The following is a 24,402-nucleotide window of genomic DNA, read 5'->3' as shown; positions in this document are numbered from 1 at the left end:
CGCGCATGGCCGTCGCACTGCAGGCACCCGACCGGCTCGCCCCGGTCCCCGGTATCCGTCTCGCGGCGGCTGCCGCCGGCATCCGCTACCCGGGCCGCTATGACCTGGTGCTGATCGATGCCGGTCCGCAGGCCGCGGTCGCGGCACTGTTCACCACCAATGCCTTCAGCGCCGCGCCGGTTCGGGTCGCGAAGGAACACCTCGCCGGCGCGCGCGCGCGCTGGCTGCTGATCAATTCCGGCAATGCCAACGCCGGCACGGGATCCGAAGGGCTGTCGGCGGCCCGGCAGTGCTGCAAGGCGGTCGCCCGCCAGACGCAAGGCGAGGCACATGCGGTGCTGCCGTTCTCGACCGGCGTGATCGGTGAGCCCCTGCCGGTACACCGGATCGAGGATGCGTTGCCCGACCTCGTGGACGCCCTGCGCGAGGATGCCTGGCTCGACGCGGCGCGGGCGATCATGACCACCGATACCGTGCTGAAGGGCGGCAGCCGAAGGGTGGAACTCGCCGGGGGTGCCGTGACGCTGACCGGGATTGCCAAGGGATCGGGGATGGTCCACCCGGATATGGCCACCATGCTCGCATTTGTCGGGACCGACGCGGAAATCCCTCCCGACCTGCTGCGCTGGATGCTGGTTCGTGCGGCCGCGGACAGTTTCAATGCGATCACGGTCGACGGGGATACCTCCACGAACGATGCCCTGGTCTGTGTGGCCAGCGGCGCCAGCGGCGTGCAGCCGGAGAGTGAGGACGACCTGAATGCCTTTGCCGGCGCGCTGCAGTCGCTCTGTCTCGAGCTGGCCGAAGCGATCGTGCGCGACGGCGAGGGCGCGACCAAGTTCGTCCGCGTCTCGGTGCGGGGCGGGCGCGACGCCGGCGAAGCCCAACGCGTTGCGGAAACGGTGGCGCTGTCGCCGCTGGTGAAGACCGCGCTGTTCGCTTCGGATCCGAACTGGGGCCGGATCCTGGCTGCGGTCGGGCGCGCCGGCGTCCCGGATTTCGAGATCGAGCGCGTTCGCATCACCGTGAACGGTGTGGAAATCGTCGCCGCCGGCAGCCGTGCGCCGGGTTATACCGAGGCAGCCGGGCAGCAGGCGTTTGCCGAGGCGGAACTGGACATCGTGATCGACCTCGGCCGGGGCGCTGCCGGTTACCGCAAGTACACCTGTGACTTCTCCTACGACTACGTCCGGATCAACGCCGACTACCGTTCCTGAACTGCGCATAGCGGTGGGTCTGCTGCGCGACACGGACGGTCGGGTGCTGATTACCCGGCGTGGCCGGGATACGCATCTCGGGGGTCTCTGGGAATTTCCCGGCGGCAAGTGTGCGCCGGGGGAGCCGGCAGGGACCGCGCTGGACCGGGAGTTGCGGGAGGAACTCGGGATCGGTGTGCTCGACGCGGTAGAGACGCTCGTAATCCCCCACCGTTACCCGGACCGGCGCGTGGAACTGCGAGTGTTTCGGGTCGACTGCTGGAACGATGCCGTCGTGGCGCGCGAGGGCCAGCCGCTGCGCTGGGTTCGCCCCGAGGCGCTCGCGGAGTTCGCGTTCCCGGCCGCGAGCCGGGCGATCGTGAACGCCGCGCGTCTGCCCGAAACCTACCTGGTTTCCCCCGCGCCGCCTTCCCCGGTGCAGATCGCGGATTGTGTCGGGCGAGTGGAGCAGGGCATCATCGCGAACGCGATCCGGCTGTTGCAGATTCGTGCTCCGGGTCTGGATCGCGAAGCGTTCCTGGACTATGCGCGCCGGTTGCTGGAGGTCGCGGCGCGGCATCGCGTGGAAACGCTGGTGAACGCGCCCGAAGACTGGCTGGACCGTCTGCCGCCGACCGGCTGGCACCTGACGGAACGGCGCCTGCGGTCCCTGCGGGCGCGTCCCAGCCGCGAGGGCTGGCTGTCGGCGTCGGTGCATGATCGCGAGGGTCTGCTGCGGGCCATGGCGCTGCCGGTCGACTTCGTGGTCGTTGCCCCGGTGCGGTCGACACGTACCCATCCGGGTGCGCGGCCCCTCGGGTTTCCGGCGTTCACGGCGCTGCGTGCCGAGGCCAGCTGCCCGATGTATGCGCTCGGGGGGATGACCCCGGAGAATCTGCCCGCAGTGCGCGCGCTGGGGGCGCAGGGAATTGCGGCGATTCGGGGGCTGCTGCCGGAACCTCGCGCCTGACGATCGCCCGGGTGTGACCGCACCGGCATCCGCCGGCCGGATCAGATCGCGCAGCAGGTCAGCTGGAACGGGATGTCGCGCGCGACGATCCGCGGCCGTTCGTGGAAATCGCCCGGATCCAGGAAGCGGACGGTGAAACGCTGGCGCCCGGCGCTGATCTCTGGATAGCACTGCAGGTCGGCCGCCACCGAAACCCGGATCAGCTGCCACGCATAGTTCGTGTCCAGGGACTGCTCATAATAGCCGTCGTGTCCGGTCACGTGGCGCGGTGCCCCGGCCGCGCGCATGAAAGTGAGCACCTGGGTGATGGCCTCAGCGACGGTGTCCAGCGGCTGGAACCACTCGAGCAGCAGCGCTTCGCGGGCGGCTGCAGGCTGTGACAGCCAGTAGTGATAGATTGGGAGGTCGAAGTCGCAGGCGCCGCCGGGGAGCGCCGTCCGTTGTCGTATGCTGGTGAAGAATTCGTTGCCCTTGATGCGCTGGTCGAGTGCACCGACCTGGTCCTCGAGCCGGCCGAGCAGCCGCCGCTGCCCCTGCATCGTCAGTGTCAGGCGTTCCTGGTCGACGCCGGGCTGTGTCGCCAGCCGGTTCAGGTTCGCGATCTGGCGCTCGATCTCGCCCATCAGTTCGCGTTTCACGTCCACACGGCCAGCCAGGGAATAGATGTCGACCAGCACCATCAGGGCATGGTGGTGGTCGAAGTCCCGGCCGTCCAGGCTGGCCTGACGGAAGCGTTCGATCAGCGTCTCCATGCGCAGCAGCAGGCGCACGCGCTCGTGCAATGGTTGCTCGAATGTCAGTGTGGATTCAGTCAAAGCATCCAGTCCGGCGAATGGCGGCCCAGTATCGAACATGTCCACGGTGCATTTCCACCCGTCCCGGCCAAACCTGCGAAGTCGGTCAAGACACGGTCATCGGGTGGCGCCGGCGACGCGCCGTGCCGCGGCCCGATAGATCCGGTCGAGTTCCCGCACCCGGCGCTCGAGCGCTGCGAGTCGGTCCGGCCGGCTGTTGTCGATCCGGTCGTCGGCCGCGCGCAGCCGCGCCTGTCGCGCCGCCTGGCTGCGGACCATTGTCCACGCAGCGTCGGCATCGACGCGATCCCGCCCCATGACCCGCTGTACCTGCACCTCCTCGGGACAGTCGACCACCAGGATCCGGTCGACCCGGTCCTGCCAGCCCGCCTCCAGCAGCAACGGGATCACCAGTACCACGTAGGCGGCCGATTCGGGCAATGCGGCGATCCGCTGTTCCATGGCTTCGCCGATCGCCGGATGGGTGATGGCCTCGAGCCGTGCGCGCAGCGTCGGGTCGGCGAAGATGCGCTGGCGCAGTGCCGCCCGGTCCAGACCGCCGTCCGCGCGGCGCAGCCCGCTGCCGAACTCGCGGAAGATCCGCTCCAGCAGCGGCTGGCCGGGTGCCAGGGTCTCGCGGGAGAGCCGGTCGGTGTCGATCACCGGTGTGCCGAGCGCTTCGAACAGCGCCGCGACCCGCGTCTTGCCGCTGCCGATGCCACCGGTCAGGCCGACCCGGAGTACGGTCACGGCGGCAGATAGGCCGCGATCAGGGTGTCGCCCCCGATCAGCGCCAGCCAGCCAGCCGCGGCCAGATACGGGCCGAACGGGATCGGGACGTTGCGGTCGCGCCCGAGCAGCAGGATCAGCGCGATGCCGACCACTGCCCCCACCAGCGACGCGAGCAGCAGGATCAGCGGCAGCGCCTGCCAGCCGAGCCAGGCACCGAGTGCGGCGAGCAGCTTGAAGTCGCCGAAGCCCATCCCTTCCTTGCCGGTCAGCAGCCGGAAGCCGTGATAGACCGTCCAGAGGGTCAGGTAGCCGGCGACCGCCCCGATCACCGCGGACTCGAGGTCGGTGAACAGCCCGAACAGGTTCGCGACCAGGCCGAGCCAGAGCAGCGGCAGCGTCAGCTGGTCCGGGAGCAGCGTAGTACGGGCGTCGACCCCGGCCGCGGCGATCAGCATCCCGGTGAAGACCAGCGCCGCGAGTCCGGCCGCACCGGCACCGAGGTGCCAGACGGTGGCCGCGAATAGCGCGGCGGTGAGCAGCTCCACCAGCGGGTATTGCCAGGAGATCCGGCCGCCGCAGCCCGGACAGCGTGCCCGCAGCAGCAGGAAGCTGAACACAGGGATGTTCTCCCGGGCGCGGATCCCGCGGCCGCAGTGAGGGCACTGAGAGCGCGGCCACCAGAGATCGAAGCGCGGTGATTCGGGGGCCTCGGGCTGTTCCAGGATCGCACGCGCCTCCTGTTCCCACTCCCGCTGCATCATCCGCGGAAGCCGGTGGATCACCACGTTCAGAAAGCTGCCGACGATCAGGCCGAGCACGGCCACCGCCGGAATCGTCCAGGCGGCGGGTATTTCAGACCAGGGCATCATCGGCCGACCGTCGCGAATGCAGCTTCGGCGGTTCCGGGGCAGCGCCGGGCGCGCGCCACTAGATCACCTGGCCCAGCATGAAGATCGGCAGGTACATCGCGATGACCAGGCCGCCGATCAGCACCCCGAGCACGACCATGATCAGCGGCTCGAGCAGGCTGGAGAGGCTGTCCACTGCGTTGTCGACTTCCTCCTCGTAGAAGTCGGCGACTTTGGCGAGCATCGAGTCGAGCGAGCCCGATTCCTCGCCGATTGCGACCATCTGCACGACCATGTTCGGGAACACGTTGGTATTGCGCATCGACCATTGCAGCTGGGCCCCGGCCGCGGTCTCCTCGCGCATCCGTTCGGTGGCCTCGGCGTAAAGGGCGTTGCCGGTCGCTCCGGCGACCGAGCGAAGCGCCTCGACCAGCGGCACGCCCGCCGCGAACATCGTCGACAGCGTCCGGGCGAACCGCGCCACCGCCGCCTTGCGCAGGATCGGCCCGATCGCAGGTATCCGCAGCACCGCGAGGTCGACGAAGCGGCTGAACCGGGGCGATCGCCGCCGCAACTGAATGAAGACAAGGCCGAGTGCGATCATTGCCGCGAGTATGGCCCACCACCACGCCTGCACGAGTTCCGAGAGGTTCACGACCATGCGGGTGAACGCCGGCAGGTCCGCGCCGAAGCCGACGAACAGCGCCTCGAACTGGGGCACCACGAAGATCAGCAGGATCGCGGTCACGACGATCGCAACCACGATCACCGCGGCCGGGTAGAACATCGCCTTCTTGATCTTGGCCTTGAGGCTTTCCGTCTTCTCCTTGTAGGTGGCGACCTTGTCGAGCAAGGTCTCCAGCGTCCCCGACTGCTCGCCGGCCTCGACCAGATTGATCACCAGGTCGTCGAAGTGTCTCGGATGCTTGGCCAGTGCTGCCGCGAAGGTCTCGCCGCCTTCGACCGAGGACTTCAGGTCCATGATCAGCGTGGCCATCGTCGGGTTTTCGTGCCCCCGCCCGACGATGTCGAAGGCCTGCACCAGCGGCACGCCGGAACTGAGCATCGTCGTCATCTGGCGCAGGAAATAGGCGATGTCGACCGGTTTGATCCGTTTCTTTGTCGAAAACAGGGACTTCGGTTTCTTGCGGATCTTCAGGACGTTGATCCCGTTGCGGCGCAGCTCGGCGCGCGCGAGCATCTCGCTGTCGGCCGGGGTCTCGCCCTTTACGCGAGTCCCCTTTTTGTTCAGACCCTCCCAGATATAGATGGTCTCGGTCTCTGCCATGGGTTCTTCAATCCGTGGTCACGCGGTTGATCTCCTCGAGGCTGGTCACCCCGGCGCGGGCCTTCAGCAGGCCTGCACGGCGCAGGTCGTTCACGCCCTCGCGTTCGGCCTGATCCGCCATCTGCATGCTGTTGCCACCCTCGAGGATCAACCGCTGCATCGTTTCCGAGATCGGCAGGACCTGGTAGATGCCAACTCGTCCCTTGTATCCGTCGGTGCACTGGTCGCAGCCGACTGGGCGGTACAGGGTGATGCCCTCGGAGATGTCGTCGGGACTGAAGCCCTCCTTCAACAGCACGTCCTCGGGGAGCTGCTCGGGTTCCTTGCAGACCGGGCACAGCCGCCGGGCGAGGCGCTGGGCGATGATCAGCAGGATCGACGACGCGAGGTTGTAGGCGGGAACCCCCATGTTCGCGAGCCGTGTCAGCGTTTGTGGTGCGTCGTTGGTGTGCAGTGTCGACAGCACCAGGTGGCCCGTCTGCGCCGCCTTGATCGCGATCTCCGCGGTTTCGAGGTCGCGGATCTCGCCAACCATGATCACGTCCGGGTCCTGGCGCAGGAACGCGCGCAATGCATTGGCAAAGGTCAGCCCGATCTTCGGGTGGACGTTGACCTGGTTGATCCCCGGCATGTTGATCTCGGCCGGATCCTCTGCCGTGGAGATGTTGCGGTCGTTGGTGTTCAAAATGGCCATGCCGGTGTAGAGCGTCACGGTCTTGCCCGATCCGGTCGGGCCGGTGACGAGGATCATCCCGTAGGGGCGTTTCAGGGCCCCGAGATAGTGTTTCTTCTGCTCGTCGTCGAAGCCCAGGACATCGATGCTGAGCAGGGCGGCGTCCGAGTCGAGGATGCGCATCACGATCTTCTCGCCGTAAAGCGTCGGGCAGCTGCTGATGCGGAAGTCGATCGCCCGGCTGCGCGAGAGCTTCAGCTTGATCCGGCCGTCCTGGGGGATACGCCGCTCGGCGATGTCCATCCGGGACATCACCTTCACGCGCGCGATGATCCGCGGCGCGAGAGTGATCGGCGGATGCCCGACGTCGTAGAGCACGCCGTCGATGCGGAAGCGCACGCGGAAGTCCTTATCGTAGGGTTCCAGGTGGATGTCCGACGCCTTGCGCCGGATCGCGTCCAGCATCAGCTTATTCACGAAGCGCACCACTGGGGCATCGTCGATGCCCTCGGTCGCGTCGTCGTTACGTTCCTCCTCGCCAGCGGAGACCGCCAGTTCGGCGAATCCGTCGTCGTCGAGATCGCCCATCATCGCCATCGCGGCGTTGATCGAGTCCTCGATCAGGCGGTCGAGTTTGTTGTGCTCGACCAGCACCGTCTCGATACTCAGTCCGGTGGCGAACTTGAATTCGTCGGTGGCGGAAAGGTTGGTCGGATCCGAGATCGCGACGAACAGCCGGTTGCCGCGCTGCAGCAGCGGCAGCGCATGGTGCTTGCGGATCAGCGTCTCGATCAGGTGTTCCTTCGGCAGCAGGTCGCGGTCGAAAGCCGCCAGGTCGAACACGGGGAGTCCGAACTCGTCCCCTGCGGCCTCGGCCAGCCGGCCCTCGGGGATCTTCGTGCGCGTGGCGAGCATCGCGACCAGCGGCGTTTGTTGTTCGCGGGCCTCGTCGACCAGCGCCGCGATCGCTGCCGTCTCGGCCAGCCCGGCGTCCACGAGGCGGCGCGCCAGCCCGGGCAGACGTACGGAGGAGACGGGATTCGGCATGGGGCTCAGTGTGCGTTCCCAAGACACTCGTGTCGACACTCTAGGGAAGATAGCGAAAAAAGAGAAGGCCGTAACGGGCCGGCCGCGACCTGCCAGCGTCCGGGACCGCCGGCCCGGGATTCTGCCGCGCCGCCGGCGGCCTCCGCAGCCCCGCGAGGGGCTTGACTCACGTTTCCGGGTCGCGGAGAATACGCCGCTTGATCGAGGAGGGGTTCCCGAGCGGTCAAAGGGGGCAGACTGTAAATCTGCTGGCTCAGCCTTCGGAGGTTCGAATCCTCCCCCCTCCACCATACAAGTTCTGCCACGGGCCGGGCGGTGGCATGGATCAGCATCGGTTGTGCGGGTGTAGTTCAATGGTAGAACCTCAGCCTTCCAAGCTGATGATGTGGGTTCGATTCCCATCACCCGCTCCAGGTCCGTCAGCGACGGGTTTGCCCATGTAGCTCAGTCGGTAGAGCACTTCCTTGGTAAGGAAGAGGTCACCGGTTCAAATCCGGTCATGGGCTCCATTCTGTATCGAGGCATTCGGCACCGGTCGTGGTCAGCGACACGGCAAGCGTCACAACCCCGGGGAATCGAGACGATGTCCAAGGAAAAATTCGAGCGTAAGAAGCCGCATGTGAATGTGGGAACGATTGGTCACGTGGACCACGGGAAGACGACGCTGACGGCGGCGTTGACGGTGGTGCAGGGGAAGAAGTTTGGTGGCGAGTCGAAGGCCTACGACCAGATTGACAACGCGCCGGAGGAGAAGGCGCGCGGGATCACGATTGCGACGGCGCATGTCGAGTACGAGACCGACCAGCGGCATTACGCGCACGTGGACTGTCCGGGGCACGCGGACTACGTGAAGAACATGATCACCGGTGCGGCGCAGATGGACGGTGCGATTCTGGTGGTTTCGGCGGCGGACGGTCCGATGCCGCAGACGCGGGAGCATATTCTGCTGGCGCGGCAGGTGGGGGTTCCGTACATCGTGGTGTACTTGAACAAGGCGGACATGGTGGACGACGCCGAGCTGCTCGAGCTGGTGGAGATGGAGGTTCGGGATTTGCTGTCGAGTTACGATTTCCCCGGGGACGACACGCCGATCGTGACCGGTTCGGCGCTGAAGGCGCTGGAGGGGGACGACAGCGAGATTGGTTCGCAGTCGATCGAGAAGCTGGTGGCGGCGCTGGACTCGTACATTCCGGAGCCGGAGCGTGCGGTGGACGGTGCGTTTTTGATGCCGGTGGAGGATGTGTTTTCGATTTCCGGGCGTGGCACGGTGGTGACGGGTCGGGTCGAGCGTGGGATCGTGAAGGTGGGCGACGAGGTCGAGATTGTCGGCATTCGCGACACGCAGAAGACCACGGTGACGGGCGTGGAGATGTTCCGCAAGCTGCTGGACCAGGGGCAGGCCGGGGACAACGTGGGCGTGCTGCTGCGCGGGACGAAGCGTGACGAGGTGGAGCGCGGTCAGGTGCTGTGCAAGCCGGGTTCGATCACGCCGCACACGAAGTTCGAGGCGGAGGTGTACATCCTGGGCAAGGACGAGGGTGGTCGTCACACGCCGTTTTTCAATGGTTATCGTCCGCAGTTTTATTTTCGGACGACGGACGTGACGGGTTCCTGCGATCTTCCGGAAGGCGTGGAGATGGTGATGCCGGGTGACAACGTGAAGATGACGGTGTCGCTGATTGCCCCGATTGCGATGGAAGACGGGCTGCGCTTCGCGATCCGCGAGGGCGGCCGTACCGTCGGCGCCGGCGTCGTCTCCAAGATCATCGAGTGATACACTCGTAGGGCCGAGGTCACCGCGGGAGGCGGTCGTTGCCGTCTCCCGTGTTCTTTTCGCAAGCAGTCAAGCAACAGGCCAGTAGCTCAATTGGCAGAGCAGCGGTCTCCAAAACCGCAGGTTGGGGGTTCGAGTCCCTCCTGGCCTGCCATCCATCGGGTGGCGACGGGCCTCAGGTGATGATCTCATGAGTGAACAGACGGAACAGACGGGGGGCGGGCTTGATACCGCCAAGCTCGCCGTGGCGGTCGCGCTGCTGATCGCCGGTGTGATGGGTTTCTACTATTTTGCCGCCGAGTCGATGCTGGTGCGCGTGGTCGGCCTGCTGGCGGTCGTGGGCGTGGCGGTGTTCATCAGCATGACGACCGCCAAGGGCCGGCAGCTCGCCGGTTTCCTGGGCAACGCCCGCACCGAGGTGCGGAAAATGGTCTGGCCGACCCGGGTCGAGACCACCCAGACCACGCTGATCGTGCTCGGCGTGGTGATTCTCGTCGGTATCTTCCTCTGGCTGCTGGACTCGCTGCTCGGCTGGATCATCCGGCAGTTCATCGGCTAGCTAGGCAGGGGAAGCAGATATGGCATTGCGCTGGTATGTGGTTCAAGCGTTCTCCGGCTTCGAGGGGCAAGTGAAGCGCTCCCTGCAGGAGCGGATCGAACGCCACGGAATGCAGGATCACTTCGGCCAGATCCTCGTGCCCACCGAAGAGGTGGTCGAGATGAAGGACGGGCAGAAGCGGAAGAGCGAGCGCAAGTTCTTTCCCGGCTACGTTCTGGTGCAGATGGACCTGAGCGACGAGGCTTGGCACCTCGTCAAGTCAGTTCCGCGCGTGCTGGGCTTCATCGGGGGCTCCGCCGACAAGCCGGCGCCGATCAGCGAGAAGGAGGCCGACGCCATCCTGCAGCGCATGCAGGAGGGTGCGGAGAAGCCGCGGCCGAAGGTGCTGTTCGAGGTCGGCGAGATGGTGCGGGTGACGGACGGCCCGTTCAACGACTTCAGCGGAGTCGTGGAAGAGGTGAACTACGACAAGAGCCGCCTGTTGGTCGCGGTGCAGATTTTTGGGCGGTCGACGCCCGTGGAACTCGAATTCCACCAAGTCGAGAAAACCTGACGCGGGCCCGGCCCGCGCATTAACCCGTTTCGGGGAGCCGCGAGGCGCTTGCACCCGAAGGAGAAGCAATGGCCAAGAAGATTACGGCATACATCAAGCTGCAGGTTCCGGCCGGCAAGGCGAATCCGAGCCCACCGGTGGGCCCGGCGCTCGGTCAGCGTGGCGTCAACATCATGGAGTTCTGCAAGGCCTTCAATGCGGCCACGCAGGGCATGGAACCGGGGCTGCCGATTCCGGTGGTGATCACGGTCTACGCGGACCGAAGCTTCACCTATGTGACCAAGACCCCTCCGGCCGCGATCCTGCTGAAGAAGGCCGCGGGCATCGCCAGCGGCTCGGGCACGCCGAATACCAAGAAGGTCGGCAAGGTGACGCGCGAGCAGCTCGAGGAGATTGCGCGCACCAAGGAACCGGACCTGACCGCATCCGACCTGGAAGCGGCGGTCCGCTCGATCGCCGGCAGTGCCCGCAGCATGGGCCTCGACGTGGAGGGTCTCTGAGATGGCGAAGTTGTCCAAGCGGATGAAGGCGATCCGGGAAAAGCTGCGCCCCGGGCAGGCCTACCCGGTCGGCGAGGCTTTCGACCTGCTGCGCGAGTTTTCCGGGGTCAAGTTCCGTGAATCGATCGACGTCTCGGTGAACCTCGGCGTCGATCCGCGCAAATCGGACCAGGTCGTTCGGGGTTCTACCGTGCTACCCAACGGTACCGGCAAGAGTGTCCGCGTGGCGGTGTTCACCCAGGGTGCCAACGCGGATGCGGCGCGGGAAGCGGGTGCGGACATTGTCGGTATGGATGATTTGGCCGAGCAGGTGCGGGCCGGCGAGCTGAATTTCGATGTGGTGATCGCATCGCCGGACGCGATGCGCGTGGTCGGTCAGCTGGGCCAGATCCTGGGGCCGCGTGGGCTGATGCCGAACCCGAAGGTCGGCACCGTAACGCCCGACGTCGCCACCGCGGTGAAGAACGCGAAGAGCGGCCAGGTCCGCTACCGTACCGACAAGGGCGGGATCATCCATTGCTCCATCGGCGCGGTAGATTTCGACAGCCACGCGCTGACCGAGAACCTGAACGCATTGCTGGCGGACCTGATGAAACTCAAACCCTCGACGGCCAAGGGCGTGTACGTCCGGCGGGTGACCGTGTCGTCGACGATGGGCCCCGGTGTTCAGGTCGATCAGTCCACGCTCAGCCTTTGATTTGAATCGTATCGATTTTGGGTCGGCCGCCACCGTGGCGGTGGCGGACCATCCAAGACCGCAGGCGCGGTACGCCGCTCAATATCCCAGCCTGCGCAGATGGTGTCAGCCCGATTCAGGAATGTCCTGCGGCGGGAAGCACCAGGTACCCCGGGGCCTCGCCCCGGTTTGCAATGATCACCTGCATTCCGGTGATCCCAACGGAGGAAAGTCAACGTGGCTTTGAATCTCGATGACAAGAAGGTGATTGTCTCGGAACTGGCCGCGGTTGCTGCCTCGGCGCATTCCGCGGTTGCAGCGGAATACCGTGGTCTGACGGTGGCCCAGATGACCGAACTGCGCAAGCAGGCACGGGCGTCCGGTGTCTACCTGCGAGTCGTGAAGAACAGCCTCGCCCGGCGGGCGGTGGAAGGAACCGACTTCGAGTGCATGCAACAGGGGCTGGTCGGCCCGCTGGTGCTCGCATTCAGTGAGGAGGATCCGGGTTCCGCCGCGCGCCTGGTGAAGTCGTTCGCGAAGACCAACGACAAGCTGCAGGTCAAGCTGGTGTCCTTTGGCGGGCAGATGCTTGGCGCGGGCGACCTCGATCGTCTCGCCAGTCTGCCCACCCGTGACGGAGCCATCAGTCTGCTGATGGCCGTGATGAAGGCCCCGCTCGACAAGTTCGCCCGCACCGTGAACGAGGTGCCGGGCAAGCTGGTGCGCACCGTCGCAGCGATCCGTGATCAAAAGCAGGCAGCCGCCTGAAACATTTCTGAATAGTCGGGCGGTAGCCCATTAGGAGAATTCACATGGCAGTCTCGAAAGAGGAAATCCTGGAAACGATTGGCAACATGACGGTTCTGGAAATCGTCGACCTGATCAGCGCAATGGAAGAGAAGTTCGGCGTGTCCGCTGCGGCCGCAGTCGCCGCTGCTCCGGCGGCAGCTGCGGGCGAGGCCCCGGCGGAAGAGGTCAAGGACGAATTCAACGTCGTGATGACCAGCTTTGGGTCGAACAAGGTGGGAGTGATCAAGGTGGTGCGTGCGCTGACCGGTCTGGGCCTGAAAGAAGCCAAGGACATGGTCGAAGGTGCACCCACCACCGTGAAGGAAGACGCGAACAAGGAAGAAGCCGAGAAGATGAAGAAAGAACTGGAAGAGGCCGGTGCCTCGGTCGAGCTGAAATAAAGGCGTTCCAGTCAGTTGTTTCGTGAGTTAGCACGGAACCCCAAGGCTGGCGGCCGCAAGTCCGCCAGCCTTGTCCCGTGGTGGCGACGCCGCGCCACCCGATGACCCCAGTTGCTGCCGAGGTATGCCATGGCCCTCAGTTATACCGAAAAAAAACGCATCCGCAAGGATTTTGGCAAGCGCCCCCAGATTCTTGAGGTTCCCTACCTGCTCGAGACCCAGCTCGCGTCGTATCGCGACTTCCTGCAGGACAGCCTGCCGGCCGAAAGCCGCGCGGCGAAGGGTCTGCATGCCGCGTTTCAGTCGGTATTCCCGATCGTCAGCTACTCGGGTCACGTGCAGCTGGAGTACGTCAGTTACCGCCTCGGCGAACCGATGTTCGACGTGAAGGAATGCCAGATCCGCGGTGTGACCTATGCCGCACCGCTGCGGGTGATGCTGCGCCTCGTGATCCACGACAAGGAGGCACCTGCGGGCAGCACGGTGGTCAAGGAAGTGAAGGAGCAGGAGGTCTACATGGGTGAACTGCCCCTGATGACCGAGAACGGCACTTTCGTGATCAACGGCACCGAGCGCGTCATCGTGTCGCAGCTGCATCGCCCGCCCGGCGTGTTCTTCGATCACGACAAGGGTAAGACCCACAGCTCGCAGAAGCTGCTGTTCAATGCCCGGATCATCCCGTACCGGGGATCGTGGTTGGATTTCGAATTCGACGCGAAGGACATCGTGTTCGTGCGCATCGACCGGCGCCGCAAGCTGCCGGCCACGGTGCTGCTGCGCGCACTGGGTATGGACGCCGAGCAGGTGCTGCAGACGTTCTTCGAGTTCAATACCGTTCGGCTGCAGGAGAGCGGCGCGTCGCTGGAGCTGATTCCGGAACGCCTGCGTGGCGAGAATGCGGTGGTCGACATCCGCGACGGTGACCGCGTGATCGTCGAGGCGGGGCGGCGCATCACCCCGCGGCACATTCGCGAGGTCGAAAAGGCCGGAATCCGCACGCTGGACGTGCCCGACGACTACCTGATCGGGCGTGCACTGGCGCGCAACGTCGTCGACGAGGAGACGGGCGAAGTCCTCGCCGATGCCAATGAGGTGATCACCGAGGGCCTGCTCGACAAGCTGCGCGACCAGCGCGTCGCCGAGTTCGCGATCATCTACACCAACGATTACGACCGCGGATCGTTCATCTCCGACACCCTGCGCCTGGATTCCACGCGCACGCAGCTCGAGGCGCAGGTGGAAATCTACCGCGTGATGCGCCCGGGCGAACCCCCGACCAAGGATGCGGCCGAGAACCTGTTCGGCAACCTGTTCTTCTCCGAGGAGCGTTACGACCTGTCCGCGGTCGGGCGGATGAAGTTCAACCGGCGCGTCGGCCGCGACACCGACGAGGGCGAGGGGGTGCTCTCGCCCGATGATATCCTCGACGTGCTGAAGGTCCTGATCGACCTGCGCAACGGGATCGGTACCACCGACGATATCGATCACCTCGGCAACCGTCGCATCCGCAGTGTCGGCGAGATGGCCGAGAACCAGTTCCGGCTCGGCCTGGTGCGGGTGGAGCGCGCGGTGAAGGAGCGCCTGACCGTTGCCGAGAGCGAGGGGCTGATGCCGCAGGAACTGATCAACGCGAAGCCGGTGGCGGCGGCGGTCAAGGAGTTCTTCGGCTCGTCGCAGCTGTCGCAGTTCATGGATCAGAACAACCCGTTGTCCGAGGTCACGCACAAGCGTCGGATCTCTGCACTCGGCCCCGGCGGTCTGACCCGCGAGCGGGCCGGGTTCGAAGTGCGCGACGTGCATCCGACGCATTACGGCCGCGTCTGCCCGATCGAGACCCCGGAAGGGCCAAACATCGGCCTGATCAATTCCCTTGCCGTGTATGCGCGCACCAACCGGTACGGCTTCCTCGAGACCCCGTACCGCAAGGTGGACGGCGGGCAGGTCACCGACGAGATCGTCTACTTGTCGGCAATCGAGGAGAGCCAGTACGTGATCGCGCAGGCCAACGCCGCGATGGACCAGCAGGGCCGGCTGACCGACGATCTGGTGTCCTGCCGCTACCAAAACGAGTTCACGATCTCGACGCCGGACAAGATCCAGTTCATGGACGTGTCACCGAAGCAGATCGTGTCGGTGGCGGCCGCGCTGGTCCCGTTCCTCGAGCACGACGACGCGAACCGCGCGCTGATGGGCTCGAACATGCAGCGCCAGGCCGTGCCCTGCCTGCGCGCCGAAAAGCCGTTGGTCGGGACCGGCATCGAGCGGACCGTCGCAATCGATTCCGGATCCTCGATCGTGGCCCGTCGCGGCGGCACGGTGGATTCGGTCGACGCGGCGCGGATCGTGGTGCGCGTGAACGACGACGAGACCGCCGCCGGCGAACCCGGGGTCGACATCTACAACCTGACCAAGTACGCCCGTTCCAACCAGAACACCTGCATCAATCAGCGCCCGCTGGTGAGCGTGGGTGACCGGCTCGCACGCGGCGATGTGCTGGCCGACGGGTCCTCGACCGACATGGGCGAGCTGGCGCTGGGCCAGAACATGATGGTCGCGTTCATGCCCTGGAACGGCTACAACTTCGAGGACTCGATCCTGATCTCGGAGCGGGTGGTGCAGGAGGACCGGTTCACGACCATCCATATCGAGGAGTTGAACTGCGTCGCGCGCGATACCAAGCTGGGGCAGGAGGAGATCACTGCGGACATCCCGAACGTTTCCGAGTCGCTGCTTGCGAAGCTGGACGAATCCGGCATCGTCTACGTCGGTGCCGAGGTCCGGCCCGGCGACATCCTGGTCGGCAAGGTAACCCCGAAGGGTGAAACCCAGCTGACGCCGGAAGAGAAACTCCTGCGCGCGATTTTCGGCGAGAAGGCGTCGGACGTGAAGGATACGTCGCTGCGCGTGCCCTCGGGCATCGAGGGCACGGTGATCGACGTCCGTGTGTTCACCCGCGACGGGGTGGAAAAGGACGCACGCGCGCGTTCGATCGAGGAATCGGACCTGGCCGGGGTACGCAAGGATCTGCGCGACCAGCAGCGTATCTATGAGGAGGATATCTACGCCCGGGTGGAACGGCTTCTGCTCAACAAGGTGGCGGCCGGCGGTCCCGACGGGCTCGCCGATGGCAGCAAGGTCACGAAAAAGTACCTGGCCGGGCTGTCGCGCAACCACTGGTTCGAGGTCCGCCTGCGCGACGACGAGGGCAACGCCCAGCTCGAGGAACTCGGGCGCCAGCTCGAGGAGCAGGCCGAGGCCTTCGAGAAGCGCTTCGAGCACCAGAAGGCCAAGCTGGCCGCCGGTGACGACCTGCCTCCGGGCGTGCAGAAGATGGTCAAAGTCTACGTCGCGGTGAAACGGCGGATGCAGCCGGGCGACAAGATGGCCGGCCGGCACGGCAACAAGGGCGTGATCTCGATGATCGTGCCCGAAGAGGACATGCCCTTCCTCGAGGACGGAACCCCGGTGGACATCGTGCTCAACCCGCTGGGCGTGCCCTCGCGGATGAATGTCGGGCAGGTGCTGGAAGTTCACCTCGGCTGGGCGGCCAAGGGCCTTGGGCAGAAGATCGCCCGGATGCTGGAAGCACAGGCCGAGATCGCGCGGCTGCGCGAGTTCCTGGCGGAGATCTACGCCCGCGGCGAGCGCAAGGTGGACCTCGATACGCTCTCCGACACCGAGATCCTGAACCTCTCCCGGAATCTGCGTGGCGGTGTGCCGATGGCGACGCCGGTGTTCGACGGCGCGCACGAGACGGAAATCAAGGCGATGCTTCGTCTCGCGGATCTTCCCGAGACCGGCCAGGCGGTGCTCTACGATGGCCGCACCGGCGATTCCTTCGACCGGCCGGTGACCGTCGGCTACATGCACATGCTGAAGCTCAACCACCTGGTCGACGACAAGATGCATGCCCGTTCCACCGGTCCGTACTCGCTGGTCACGCAGCAGCCGCTCGGCGGCAAGGCCCAGTTCGGCGGCCAGCGTTTCGGGGAGATGGAGGTTTGGGCGCTGGAGGCCTACGGTGCCGCCTACACCCTGCAGGAGATGCTGACCGTGAAGGCCGATGACGTGCAGGGCCGTAACAAGATGTACAAGAACATCGTCGATGGCGAACACTACATGGAGGCGAACGTGCCCGAGTCCTTCAACGTATTGATGAAGGAAATCCGTGCGCTCGGCATCAACATCGAGCTGGAACAGGACTGAGCCGAGCCCATCCGGCCGCCCCGATCGCGGGCACCCCACGCGGGGTGCTCCAGAAATACAAGTTACGAGGCTAGCGAATGAAAGACCTCCTCAATCTGTTCAAGCAACAGACCCAGCCGGAAGAATTCGATGCGATTCGCATCGGCCTCGCGTCGCCGGACCAGATCCGGGCCTGGTCTTTCGGCGAGGTGAGAAAGCCCGAGACGATCAACTACCGCACCTTCAAGCCCGAGCGCGACGGCCTGTTCTGCGCGAAGATCTTCGGTCCGGTGAAGGACTACGAGTGCCTGTGTGGCAAGTACAAGCGTCTGAAGCACCGCGGCGTGGTCTGCGAGAAATGTGGCGTCGAGGTGACGCAGACCAAGGTGCGCCGCGAGCGCATGGGTCACATCGACCTGGCGTCTCCGGTCGCGCACATCTGGTTCCTGAAGAGCCTGCCGTCGCGGATCGGGCTGTTGCTCGACATGACGCTGAAGGACATCGAGAAGGTCCTGTACTTCGAGTCGTTCATCGTCGTCGACCCGGGTTTCACCACGCTCGAGCGCGGCCAGCTGCTGACCGACGAGGAATACCTCGAGGCGATCGAAGAGCACGGCGACGACTTCGTCGCGCTGATGGGCGCCGAGGCCGTGCTCGAACTGCTGAAGAACATCGACCTGCAGGCCGAGGCGGTGCGACTGCGCACCGAGCTGTCGGAGACCGGGTCCGAGACCAAGATCAAGCGCCTCGGCAAACGCCTGAAACTGGTCGAGTCGTTCCTCGAGTCCGGCAACAAGCCGGAGTGGATGATCATGTCGGTGCTGCCGGTGCTGCCGCCGGACCTGCGCCCGCTGGTGCCGCTGGACGGCGGCCGGTTCGCGACCTCCGATCTGAACGACCTCTACCGCCGGGTGATCAACCGCAACAACCGCCTGCGCCGGCTGCTGGAACTGAACGCACCGGACATCATCGTGCGCAACGAGAAGCGCATGCTGCAGGAGTCGGTCGACGCGCTGCTCGACAACGGCCGCCGCGGCCGCGCGATCACCGGAACCAACAAGCGCCCGCTGAAGTCGCTGGCCGACATGATCAAGGGCAAGCAGGGACGCTTCCGCCAGAACCTGCTCGGCAAGCGCGTCGACTACTCCGGCCGCTCGGTGATCGTGGTCGGCCCGACGCTGCGCCTGCACCAGTGCGGCCTGCCCAAGCGCATGGCGCTGGAATTGTTCAAGCCGTTCATCTTCGGCAAACTGCAGCGGCGTGGTCTGGCCACCACGATCAAGGCCGCGAAGAAGGCGGTCGAGAAAGAAGGCCCGGAGGTCTGGGATATCCTCGAGGAAGTGATCCGCGAGCACCCGGTGTTGCTGAACCGCGCGCCGACGCTGCACCGCCTGGGTATCCAGGGCTTCGAGCCGGTGCTGATCGAGGGCAAGGCGATCCAGCTCCACCCGCTGGTCTGCGCGGCGTTCAACGCGGATTTCGACGGTGACCAGATGGCGGTGCACGTACCGCTGTCGCTCGAGGCGCAGCTCGAGGCGCGCACGCTGATGATGTCGTCGAACAACGTGCTGTCGCCGGCCAACGGTGAGCCGATCATCGTCCCGTCGCAGGACATCGTGCTCGGATTGTATTACCTGTCGCGCGAGCGGGTGAATGCAAAGGGCGAGGCGATGGTGTTCGCGGACGTCGACGAAGTGCACCGCGCCTACGAGAACGGGGTGGTCGACCTGCATGCGCGGATCCAGGTGCGGATCGCCGACACCGACGGCGGGAACGATGCCAGCGACGGGCCGCCAGCGCGGATCCGGCGGGAGACGACCGTGGGCCGGGCGATCCTGTCGAACATCCTGCCGCAGGGGCTTCCGTTCAGCCTGATCGATCGCGAGCTGAGCAAGAAGGCGATCTCCCGGCTGATCAACGCCTGCTACCGGCGTCTGGGCCTGAAGGACACCGTGGTCTTCGCGGACCAGCTGATGTATCTTGGTTTCCGGTTCTCGACCCGTGCCGGCGTGTCGTTCTGCGCCGACGACATGGTGATTCCGGACGAGAAGGCCGAGATCCTGGGCGTCGCCGAGGAACAGGTCAAGGAGATCGAGGAACAGTACTCGTCGGGCCTGGTCACCAAGGGCGAACGCTACAACAAGGTCGTCGACATCTGGTCGCACTGCAACGACCAGGTTGCGAAAGCGATGATGGATCATCTCGGCAAGGAACAGGTGACCACGCGCGAGGGTGAGCGGGTGGCCCAGTCGTCGTTCAACTCGATCTTCATGATGGCCGACTCCGGGGCGCGTGGTTCTGCCGCGCAGATCCGGCAGCTGGCCGGCATGCGCGGACTGATGGCGAAGCCGGACGGCTCGATCATCGAGACGCCGATCACTGCGAACTTCCGCGAAGGCCTGAACGTGCTGCAGTACTTCATTTCGACGCACGGGGCGCGCAAGGGCCTGGCCGATACCGCGCTGAAGACCGCGAACTCGGGCTACCTGACGCGTCGGCTGGTCGACGTGTCGCAGGACGTCGTGGTTACCGAACACGACTGCGGCACCGAGCAGGGGCTGCTGATGAAGGCCATCATCGAGGGGGGCGACGTGGTCGAGCCGCTGCGCGACCGCGTGCTCGGCCGTACCACGGCCCGCGACATCCTCAAGCCGGGCGGAGACGACGTGCTGGTGGTGGCGGGCGAGCTGCTCGACGAGGCGCGGGTCGACATGCTCGACGAAAATGGCGTCGACGAAGTCTGGGTCCGTTCCGCGATCACCTGCGAGACCCGCCAGGGCATTTGCGCCAAGTGCTACGGACGTGACCTCGCCCGCGGGCATCTGGTCAACATCGGCGAGTCGGTCGGTGTGATTGCGGCGCAATCGATCGGCGAACCGGGCACGCAGCTCACGATGCGCACCTTCCACATCGGCGGGGCCGCGAGCCGTGCGGTGACCGTCAGCGCGATTCAGGTCAAGAATGCCGGTCAGATCCGGCTGCACAACATCAAGACCGTGGTCAACAAGCACGGCAATCTGGTTGCGGTTTCGCGTTCGGGTGAGCTCGGCGTGATCGACGAGGCCGGGCGCGAGCGCGAGCGCTACAAGGTGCCTTATGGGGCGAGCATCAGCGTGAAGGAAGGTGACGCGGTCGTGGCTGGCCAGGAAGTGGCGATCTGGGATCCGCACACGCATCCGATCATCACCGAGGTCGCGGGGCGGGTGCAGCTGGTCGATTTCGTCGACAACGTCACCGTGACCAAGGAGACCGATGAGTTCACCGGCCTGTCGTCGAACGTGGTGATGGACCACAAGAGCCGCAGCGCCGCCGGGCGGGATCTGCGACCGACCGTTCGGCTGATCGACGAGGACGGGAACGACCTGTTCATTGCGGGAACCGACATGCCGGCCCAGTACCTGTTGCCGGCCGGTGCGATCTTCAACCTCGACGACAACGCCCGGGTGGAGGTTGGCGACGTCATCGCCCGTCTGCCGCAGGAGTCGTCGAAGACCCGCGATATCACCGGTGGTCTCCCGCGCGTGGCGGACCTGTTCGAGGCGCGCAAGCCGAAGGACGCGGCGGTGCTCGCGGAGATCTCGGGCACCATCTCCTTCGGTAAGGAAACCAAGGGCAAGCAGCGTGTCGTGATCACGCCGGACCGGGGCGATCCACAGGAGACGCTGATTCCGAAGTACCGGAACGTCAACGTCTTCGAAGGCGAGCGGGTCGAACGTGGCGAGGTGATCGTCGACGGCGAGCTCGATCCGCACGACATCCTGCGTCTGCGGGGTGCCACCGTGCTGGCCGAGTATCACGTGCAGGAGATCCAGGACGTCTACCGCCTGCAGGGCGTGAAGATCAATGACAAGCACATCGAGGTGATCCTGCGGCAGATGATCCGCAAGGTCGTGATCACTGATCCCGGCGACACGCGACTGCTGGCCGGTGACCAGATCGACCGTGCCCGCGTGATCGAGGAGAACGAGAAGCTCGAGGGCGATCAGCGTCCCGCGACCTACGAACGCGTGCTGCTGGGTATCACCAAGGCGTCGCTGGTCACCGAGTCGTTCATCTCCGCGGCCTCCTTCCAGGAGACCACCCGGGTCCTGACCGAGGCCTCGACCCGCGGCGCGCGCGACGAACTTCGCGGTCTGAAGGAGAACGTGATCGTCGGCCGGCTGATCCCCGCCGGCACCGGGCTGGCCTATCACAAGGAGCGCCGGCGCAAGCGCCAGCTCGAACTGCCGAGCTTCGACCTGATGGGTAGCGAGGCGGCAGCGTCGGAGGTGACCACGCTCCCGGACAACGGGGGAGAACCGGGGACGTCCGCCGACTAGGGCGCGTCCCGTCTTGACACGATCGGGGGCGGTCCTTACAATCTCGCTCCCTCGGCAGGCCGGTCCTGGGAATCGGCCTGTCGTTCTTTTTCGGCTAGGAGAAAGGGTTTCATGGCCACGATTAACCAGTTGGTGCGCAAGCCGCGCAAGCGCAAGGTCGAGAAGAGCGCGGTCCCCGCGCTCCAGGGTTCGCCGCAGAAGCGGGGGGTGTGCACGCGGGTCTACACCACCACCCCGAAGAAGCCGAACTCGGCGCTGCGCAAGGTCGCGCGTGTGCGTCTGACGAACGGTTACGAGGTGAGCAGCTACATCGGTGGCGAGGGCCACAACCTCCAGGAGCACTCGGTGGTGCTGATTCGTGGCGGCCGTGTGAAAGACCTCCCCGGTGTGCGCTATCACACGGTGCGCGGCAGCCTGGATACGCAGGGCGTGCAGAAACGCACCCAGGCGCGATCCAAGTACGGCGCCAAGCGTCCGAAGAAGACCTAATCCCGACGTTTCAGGAAGACATTCATGTCCAGAAGATCAGAGGCTCCGAAGCGCCAGATCCTTCCCGATCCCAAGTTCGGGAGCGAGCGCTTGGCGAAGTTCATCAATACCGTGATGCGTGATGGCAAGAAGTCCGTGGCCGAAGGCGTGGTCTACGGTGCCCTCGACCAGATCGAAACCAAGCGCGGCGATGGTGTCGATGTGCTCGACAAGGCGCTGGACAACGTACGGCCGCGGGTCGAGGTCAAGTCGCGGCGGGTCGGCGGTGCGACCTACCAGGTTCCGGTGGAAGTGCGCGCGGTGCGCCAGGACGCGCTGGCAATGCGCTGGCTGGTCGAGGCTGCACGAAAGCGAGGCGAGCGCTCGATGCCGCTGAAGCTTGCCGGTGAGCTGATGGACGCGGCGGACAGCAAGGGCTCAGCCGTGAAGAAGCGCGAGGATACCCACCGCATGGCGGAAGCGAACAAGGCGTTCGCTCATTTCCGTTGGTAAGCAAACAGAGAGGCTGATCGTGGCACGCAAGACCCCCATCAAGCGCTACCGGAACATCGGGATCAGCGCGCACATCGACGCAGGCAAGACCACCACGACCGAGCGCATCCTGTTCTACACCGGGATTTCGCACAAGATCGGCGAGGTGCACGACGGTGCCGCGACGATGGACTGGATGGAGCAGGAGCAGGAGCGTGGAATCACGATCACCTCCGCGGCGACCACCTGTTTCTGGTCCGGGATGGCGCAGCAGTTCCCGGAACACCGAGTGAATATCATCGATACGCCCGGGCACGTCGACTTCACAATCGAGGTGGAGCGCTCGATGCGCGTGCTCGACGGCGCCTGCATGGTCTACTGCGCAGTCGGCGGCGTTCAGCCGCAGTCCGAGACGGTCTGGCGCCAGGCGACCAAGTACAAGGTGCCCCGGCTCGCCTTCGTGAACAAGATGGACCGCGCGGGCGCGAATTTCCTGCGTGTCTACGAGCAGATGCGCGAGCGGCTGAACGCCAATCCGGTCCCGATCCAGCTGCCGATCGGCGCGGAGGAGAATTTCAAGGGCGTGATCGATCTCGTCAAGATGAAGTCGATCTATTGGAACGAAGAAGATCGGGGCGTCACTTTCGAGTACCGCGACATTCCCGCCGAGCTGCAGGACGACGCGGCGCAGTGGCGCGAGAATCTGGTGGAGGCCGCCGCCGAGGCCAACGAAGAACTGATGGAGAAGTACCTCGAAGGTGGGGAACTCTCCGAGGACGAGATCAAGGCCGGTCTGCGTCAGCGCACGATCAACCTCGAGATCTTCCCGATGCTTTGTGGCACCGCGTTCAAGAACAAGGGCGTTCAGGCGATGCTCGACGCGGTGATCGAGTTTCTGCCGTCACCGGAAGAGGTGATGGCGATCAAGGGTGTGAAAGCCGGTACGGACGAGCCGGTCGAGCGGCATGCCGACGACGACGAGCCGTTCGCTGCGCTCGCGTTCAAGATCATGACCGACCCGTTTGTCGGCAGCCTGACGTTCGTGCGCGTCTATTCGGGCGTGCTGAACGCCGGCGACACCGTGCTCAACAGCCAGAACGGGAACAAGGAACGCATCGGGCGCATCCTGCAGATGCACGCGAACAACCGCGAAGAAATCAAAGAGCTGCGCGCGGGTGACATCGCCGCGTGTGTGGGTCTGAAGGACATCTACACCGGCACCACGCTGTGCGCCGTCAACTCGCCGGTAGAGCTCGAGCGGATGGAATTCCCCGAACCGGTGATCTCGATCGCGGTGGAGCCCAAGACGAAGACCGACCAGGAGAAGATGGGTCTGGCGCTGAACAAGCTGGCGCAGGAGGATCCGTCGTTCCGCGTGCGTACCGACGAGGAGTCGGGCCAGACGATCATCTCGGGGATGGGCGAACTCCATTTGGAGATCATCGTCGATCGCCTCCGGCGCGAGTTCAAGGTCGATGCCAACATCGGCCAGCCGCAGGTGGCGTACCGCGAGACGATCCGCAAGACCGTGGAGCAGGAAGGCAAGTTCGTGCGCCAGTCGGGCGGTCGCGGCCAGTACGGCCACGTCTGGGTCCGGCTCGAGCCGCAGGAGCATGGTGCGGGCTACAAGTTCGAGAATGCGATCGTCGGCGGTGTCGTACCCAAGGATTACATCCCAGCTGTCGACAAGGGCATTCAGGAGCAGATGGGCAATGGCGTGCTTGCAGGCTACCCGATGGTCGACGTGAAGGTGACGCTGTTCGACGGTTCCTACCACGATGTCGATTCCTCGGAGATGGCGTTCAAGATCGCGGGTTCCATGGCCTTCAAGGAAGGTGCGCTGAAGGCGGGCGCGGTATTGCTCGAGCCGATGATGAAAGTCGAGGTCGAAACGCCGGAAGACTATATGGGCGACGTGATGGGCGACCTGAACCGGCGCCGCGGTATGATTCAGGGCATGGAGGACGTGGCCGGCCAGAAGCTGCTGCGCGCCGAGGTGCCGCTGTCCGAGATGTTCGGGTACTCTACGTCGCTGCGCTCGATGTCGCAGGGTCGAGCGACCTACTCGATGGAGTTCCTGAAGTATGCCGAGGCGCCGGCCAACGTGGCCGAGGCCGTCATCAAGAAGGCTTCCTGAT

At 65.1% G+C, this 24,402-nt stretch carries 19 protein-coding genes and 4 tRNA genes; 18 read left to right on the top strand and 5 right to left on the bottom strand.

The window, feature by feature from the left end:
* Positions 1 to 5 precede the first annotated feature (5 nt).
* Positions 6 to 1,217, top strand: a complete 1,212-nt coding sequence (argJ, locus tag TVNIR_RS12255) for a bifunctional glutamate N-acetyltransferase/amino-acid acetyltransferase ArgJ (protein WP_015259346.1) — start codon at positions 6 to 8, stop codon at positions 1,215 to 1,217.
* Between the two features lie 7 nt (positions 1,218 to 1,224).
* Positions 1,225 to 2,166 carry a Nudix family hydrolase gene (locus tag TVNIR_RS12250; RefSeq protein ID WP_418081360.1) on the top strand — a complete coding sequence of 314 codons (942 nt, stop codon included), beginning with the start codon at positions 1,225 to 1,227 and terminating at the stop codon, positions 2,164 to 2,166.
* Positions 2,167 to 2,207: 41 nt separating this feature from the next.
* Here TVNIR_RS12250 and zapD read toward each other — a convergent pair whose 3' ends face one another.
* From zapD to pilB, 5 genes are read right to left on the bottom strand one after another with little or no spacing between them, the layout of a single operon-like run.
* Positions 2,208 to 3,020 (bottom strand): cell division protein ZapD, encoded by an 813-nt coding sequence (gene zapD / locus TVNIR_RS12245; protein WP_043739694.1) that lies wholly within the window; start codon positions 3,018 to 3,020, stop codon positions 2,208 to 2,210.
* A gap of 57 nt (positions 3,021 to 3,077) precedes the next feature.
* Positions 3,078 to 3,710 (bottom strand): dephospho-CoA kinase, encoded by a 633-nt coding sequence (gene coaE / locus TVNIR_RS12240; RefSeq protein WP_015259343.1) that lies wholly within the window; start codon positions 3,708 to 3,710, stop codon positions 3,078 to 3,080.
* Positions 3,707 to 4,561 carry a prepilin peptidase gene (locus tag TVNIR_RS12235; protein ID WP_015259342.1) on the bottom strand — a complete coding sequence of 285 codons (855 nt, stop codon included), beginning with the start codon at positions 4,559 to 4,561 and terminating at the stop codon, positions 3,707 to 3,709. Before TVNIR_RS12235 ends, coaE begins: the two co-directional genes overlap by 4 nt.
* A 58-nt stretch (positions 4,562 to 4,619) precedes the next feature.
* Entirely contained in the window at positions 4,620 to 5,828 is a 1,209-nt protein-coding gene (locus TVNIR_RS12230; protein WP_015259341.1) for a type II secretion system F family protein, read from the bottom strand.
* Between the two features lie 7 nt (positions 5,829 to 5,835).
* On the bottom strand, positions 5,836 to 7,548 hold the full coding sequence (pilB, locus tag TVNIR_RS12225; RefSeq protein WP_015259340.1) for a type IV-A pilus assembly ATPase PilB: 1,713 nt from the start codon (positions 7,546 to 7,548) through the stop codon (positions 5,836 to 5,838).
* Between the two features lie 205 nt (positions 7,549 to 7,753).
* On the opposite strand from pilB, the gene TVNIR_RS12220 reads away from it, so the two are divergent.
* The 16 genes from TVNIR_RS12220 (at position 7,754) to fusA (ending at position 24,401) form a co-directional block, all read left to right on the top strand.
* A tRNA-Tyr gene (locus TVNIR_RS12220) sits at positions 7,754 to 7,838 on the top strand.
* A gap of 49 nt (positions 7,839 to 7,887) precedes the next feature.
* A tRNA-Gly gene (locus tag TVNIR_RS12215) sits at positions 7,888 to 7,961 on the top strand.
* 20 nt (positions 7,962 to 7,981) lie between these two features.
* Positions 7,982 to 8,057 (top strand) — tRNA-Thr (locus tag TVNIR_RS12210).
* A gap of 74 nt (positions 8,058 to 8,131) precedes the next feature.
* Positions 8,132 to 9,322, top strand: a complete 1,191-nt coding sequence (tuf, locus tag TVNIR_RS12205) for an elongation factor Tu (protein WP_015259329.1) — start codon at positions 8,132 to 8,134, stop codon at positions 9,320 to 9,322.
* Positions 9,323 to 9,400: 78 nt separating this feature from the next.
* Positions 9,401 to 9,476 (top strand) — tRNA-Trp (locus tag TVNIR_RS12200).
* A gap of 36 nt (positions 9,477 to 9,512) precedes the next feature.
* The gene (gene secE, locus TVNIR_RS12195) at positions 9,513 to 9,881 is read left to right on the top strand and encodes a preprotein translocase subunit SecE (protein ID WP_015259339.1); all 369 of its coding nucleotides are present in this window, start codon (positions 9,513 to 9,515) and stop codon (positions 9,879 to 9,881) included.
* Positions 9,882 to 9,900: 19 nt separating this feature from the next.
* Complete coding sequence (gene nusG / locus TVNIR_RS12190; protein ID WP_015259338.1) at positions 9,901 to 10,434, top strand: transcription termination/antitermination protein NusG; 534 nt, start codon at positions 9,901 to 9,903, stop codon at positions 10,432 to 10,434.
* A 68-nt stretch (positions 10,435 to 10,502) separates the two neighbouring features.
* Complete coding sequence (gene rplK / locus TVNIR_RS12185; protein ID WP_015259337.1) at positions 10,503 to 10,934, top strand: 50S ribosomal protein L11; 432 nt, start codon at positions 10,503 to 10,505, stop codon at positions 10,932 to 10,934.
* 1 nt (position 10,935) lies between these two features.
* On the top strand, positions 10,936 to 11,631 hold the full coding sequence (gene rplA, locus TVNIR_RS12180; RefSeq protein ID WP_015259336.1) for a 50S ribosomal protein L1: 696 nt from the start codon (positions 10,936 to 10,938) through the stop codon (positions 11,629 to 11,631).
* Between the two features lie 222 nt (positions 11,632 to 11,853).
* Positions 11,854 to 12,378 (top strand): 50S ribosomal protein L10, encoded by a 525-nt coding sequence (gene rplJ / locus TVNIR_RS12175; RefSeq protein ID WP_211263197.1) that lies wholly within the window; start codon positions 11,854 to 11,856, stop codon positions 12,376 to 12,378.
* A gap of 44 nt (positions 12,379 to 12,422) precedes the next feature.
* Entirely contained in the window at positions 12,423 to 12,800 is a 378-nt protein-coding gene (rplL, locus tag TVNIR_RS12170; RefSeq protein ID WP_015259334.1) for a 50S ribosomal protein L7/L12, read from the top strand.
* 129 nt (positions 12,801 to 12,929) lie between these two features.
* Positions 12,930 to 17,006: a DNA-directed RNA polymerase subunit beta gene (rpoB, locus tag TVNIR_RS12165; protein ID WP_015259333.1), complete on the top strand. Its 4,077-nt coding sequence runs from the start codon at positions 12,930 to 12,932 to the stop codon at positions 17,004 to 17,006.
* Positions 17,007 to 17,083: 77 nt separating this feature from the next.
* Positions 17,084 to 21,304 (top strand): DNA-directed RNA polymerase subunit beta', encoded by a 4,221-nt coding sequence (rpoC, locus tag TVNIR_RS12160; protein WP_015259332.1) that lies wholly within the window; start codon positions 17,084 to 17,086, stop codon positions 21,302 to 21,304.
* Between the two features lie 111 nt (positions 21,305 to 21,415).
* The gene (rpsL, locus tag TVNIR_RS12155; RefSeq protein ID WP_006747217.1) at positions 21,416 to 21,793 is read left to right on the top strand and encodes a 30S ribosomal protein S12; all 378 of its coding nucleotides are present in this window, start codon (positions 21,416 to 21,418) and stop codon (positions 21,791 to 21,793) included.
* A gap of 24 nt (positions 21,794 to 21,817) precedes the next feature.
* Complete coding sequence (gene rpsG, locus TVNIR_RS12150; protein ID WP_015259331.1) at positions 21,818 to 22,285, top strand: 30S ribosomal protein S7; 468 nt, start codon at positions 21,818 to 21,820, stop codon at positions 22,283 to 22,285.
* A gap of 19 nt (positions 22,286 to 22,304) precedes the next feature.
* On the top strand, positions 22,305 to 24,401 hold the full coding sequence (fusA, locus tag TVNIR_RS12145; protein ID WP_015259330.1) for an elongation factor G: 2,097 nt from the start codon (positions 22,305 to 22,307) through the stop codon (positions 24,399 to 24,401).
* Position 24,402 lies beyond the last annotated feature (1 nt).

The organism is Thioalkalivibrio nitratireducens DSM 14787 (assembly GCF_000321415.2).
Lineage (GTDB): Bacteria > Pseudomonadota > Gammaproteobacteria > Ectothiorhodospirales > Ectothiorhodospiraceae > Thioalkalivibrio > Thioalkalivibrio nitratireducens.
The sequence above is the reverse complement of the archived record's forward strand: the minus strand, read 5'-3'. Positions and strand labels throughout refer to the sequence as shown.

What these genes read in the sequence shown, in the direction of transcription:
- argJ (WP_015259346.1), top strand. Translation starts at nt 6, where the DNA reads ATGGCCGTCGCACTGCAGGCACCCGACCGGCTCGCCCCGGTCCCCGGT.
- zapD (WP_043739694.1), bottom strand. Translation starts at nt 3,020, where the DNA reads ATGTTCGATACTGGGCCGCCATTCGCCGGACTGGATGCTTTGACTGAA.
- TVNIR_RS12235 (WP_015259342.1), bottom strand. Translation starts at nt 4,561, where the DNA reads ATGATGCCCTGGTCTGAAATACCCGCCGCCTGGACGATTCCGGCGGTG.
- TVNIR_RS12230 (WP_015259341.1), bottom strand. Translation starts at nt 5,828, where the DNA reads ATGGCAGAGACCGAGACCATCTATATCTGGGAGGGTCTGAACAAAAAG.
- pilB (WP_015259340.1), bottom strand. Translation starts at nt 7,548, where the DNA reads ATGCCGAATCCCGTCTCCTCCGTACGTCTGCCCGGGCTGGCGCGCCGC.
- tuf (WP_015259329.1), top strand. Translation starts at nt 8,132, where the DNA reads ATGTCCAAGGAAAAATTCGAGCGTAAGAAGCCGCATGTGAATGTGGGA.
- secE (WP_015259339.1), top strand. Translation starts at nt 9,513, where the DNA reads ATGAGTGAACAGACGGAACAGACGGGGGGCGGGCTTGATACCGCCAAG.
- nusG (WP_015259338.1), top strand. Translation starts at nt 9,901, where the DNA reads ATGGCATTGCGCTGGTATGTGGTTCAAGCGTTCTCCGGCTTCGAGGGG.
- rplK (WP_015259337.1), top strand. Translation starts at nt 10,503, where the DNA reads ATGGCCAAGAAGATTACGGCATACATCAAGCTGCAGGTTCCGGCCGGC.
- rplA (WP_015259336.1), top strand. Translation starts at nt 10,936, where the DNA reads ATGGCGAAGTTGTCCAAGCGGATGAAGGCGATCCGGGAAAAGCTGCGC.
- rplL (WP_015259334.1), top strand. Translation starts at nt 12,423, where the DNA reads ATGGCAGTCTCGAAAGAGGAAATCCTGGAAACGATTGGCAACATGACG.
- rpoB (WP_015259333.1), top strand. Translation starts at nt 12,930, where the DNA reads ATGGCCCTCAGTTATACCGAAAAAAAACGCATCCGCAAGGATTTTGGC.
- rpoC (WP_015259332.1), top strand. Translation starts at nt 17,084, where the DNA reads ATGAAAGACCTCCTCAATCTGTTCAAGCAACAGACCCAGCCGGAAGAA.
- rpsL (WP_006747217.1), top strand. Translation starts at nt 21,416, where the DNA reads ATGGCCACGATTAACCAGTTGGTGCGCAAGCCGCGCAAGCGCAAGGTC.
- rpsG (WP_015259331.1), top strand. Translation starts at nt 21,818, where the DNA reads ATGTCCAGAAGATCAGAGGCTCCGAAGCGCCAGATCCTTCCCGATCCC.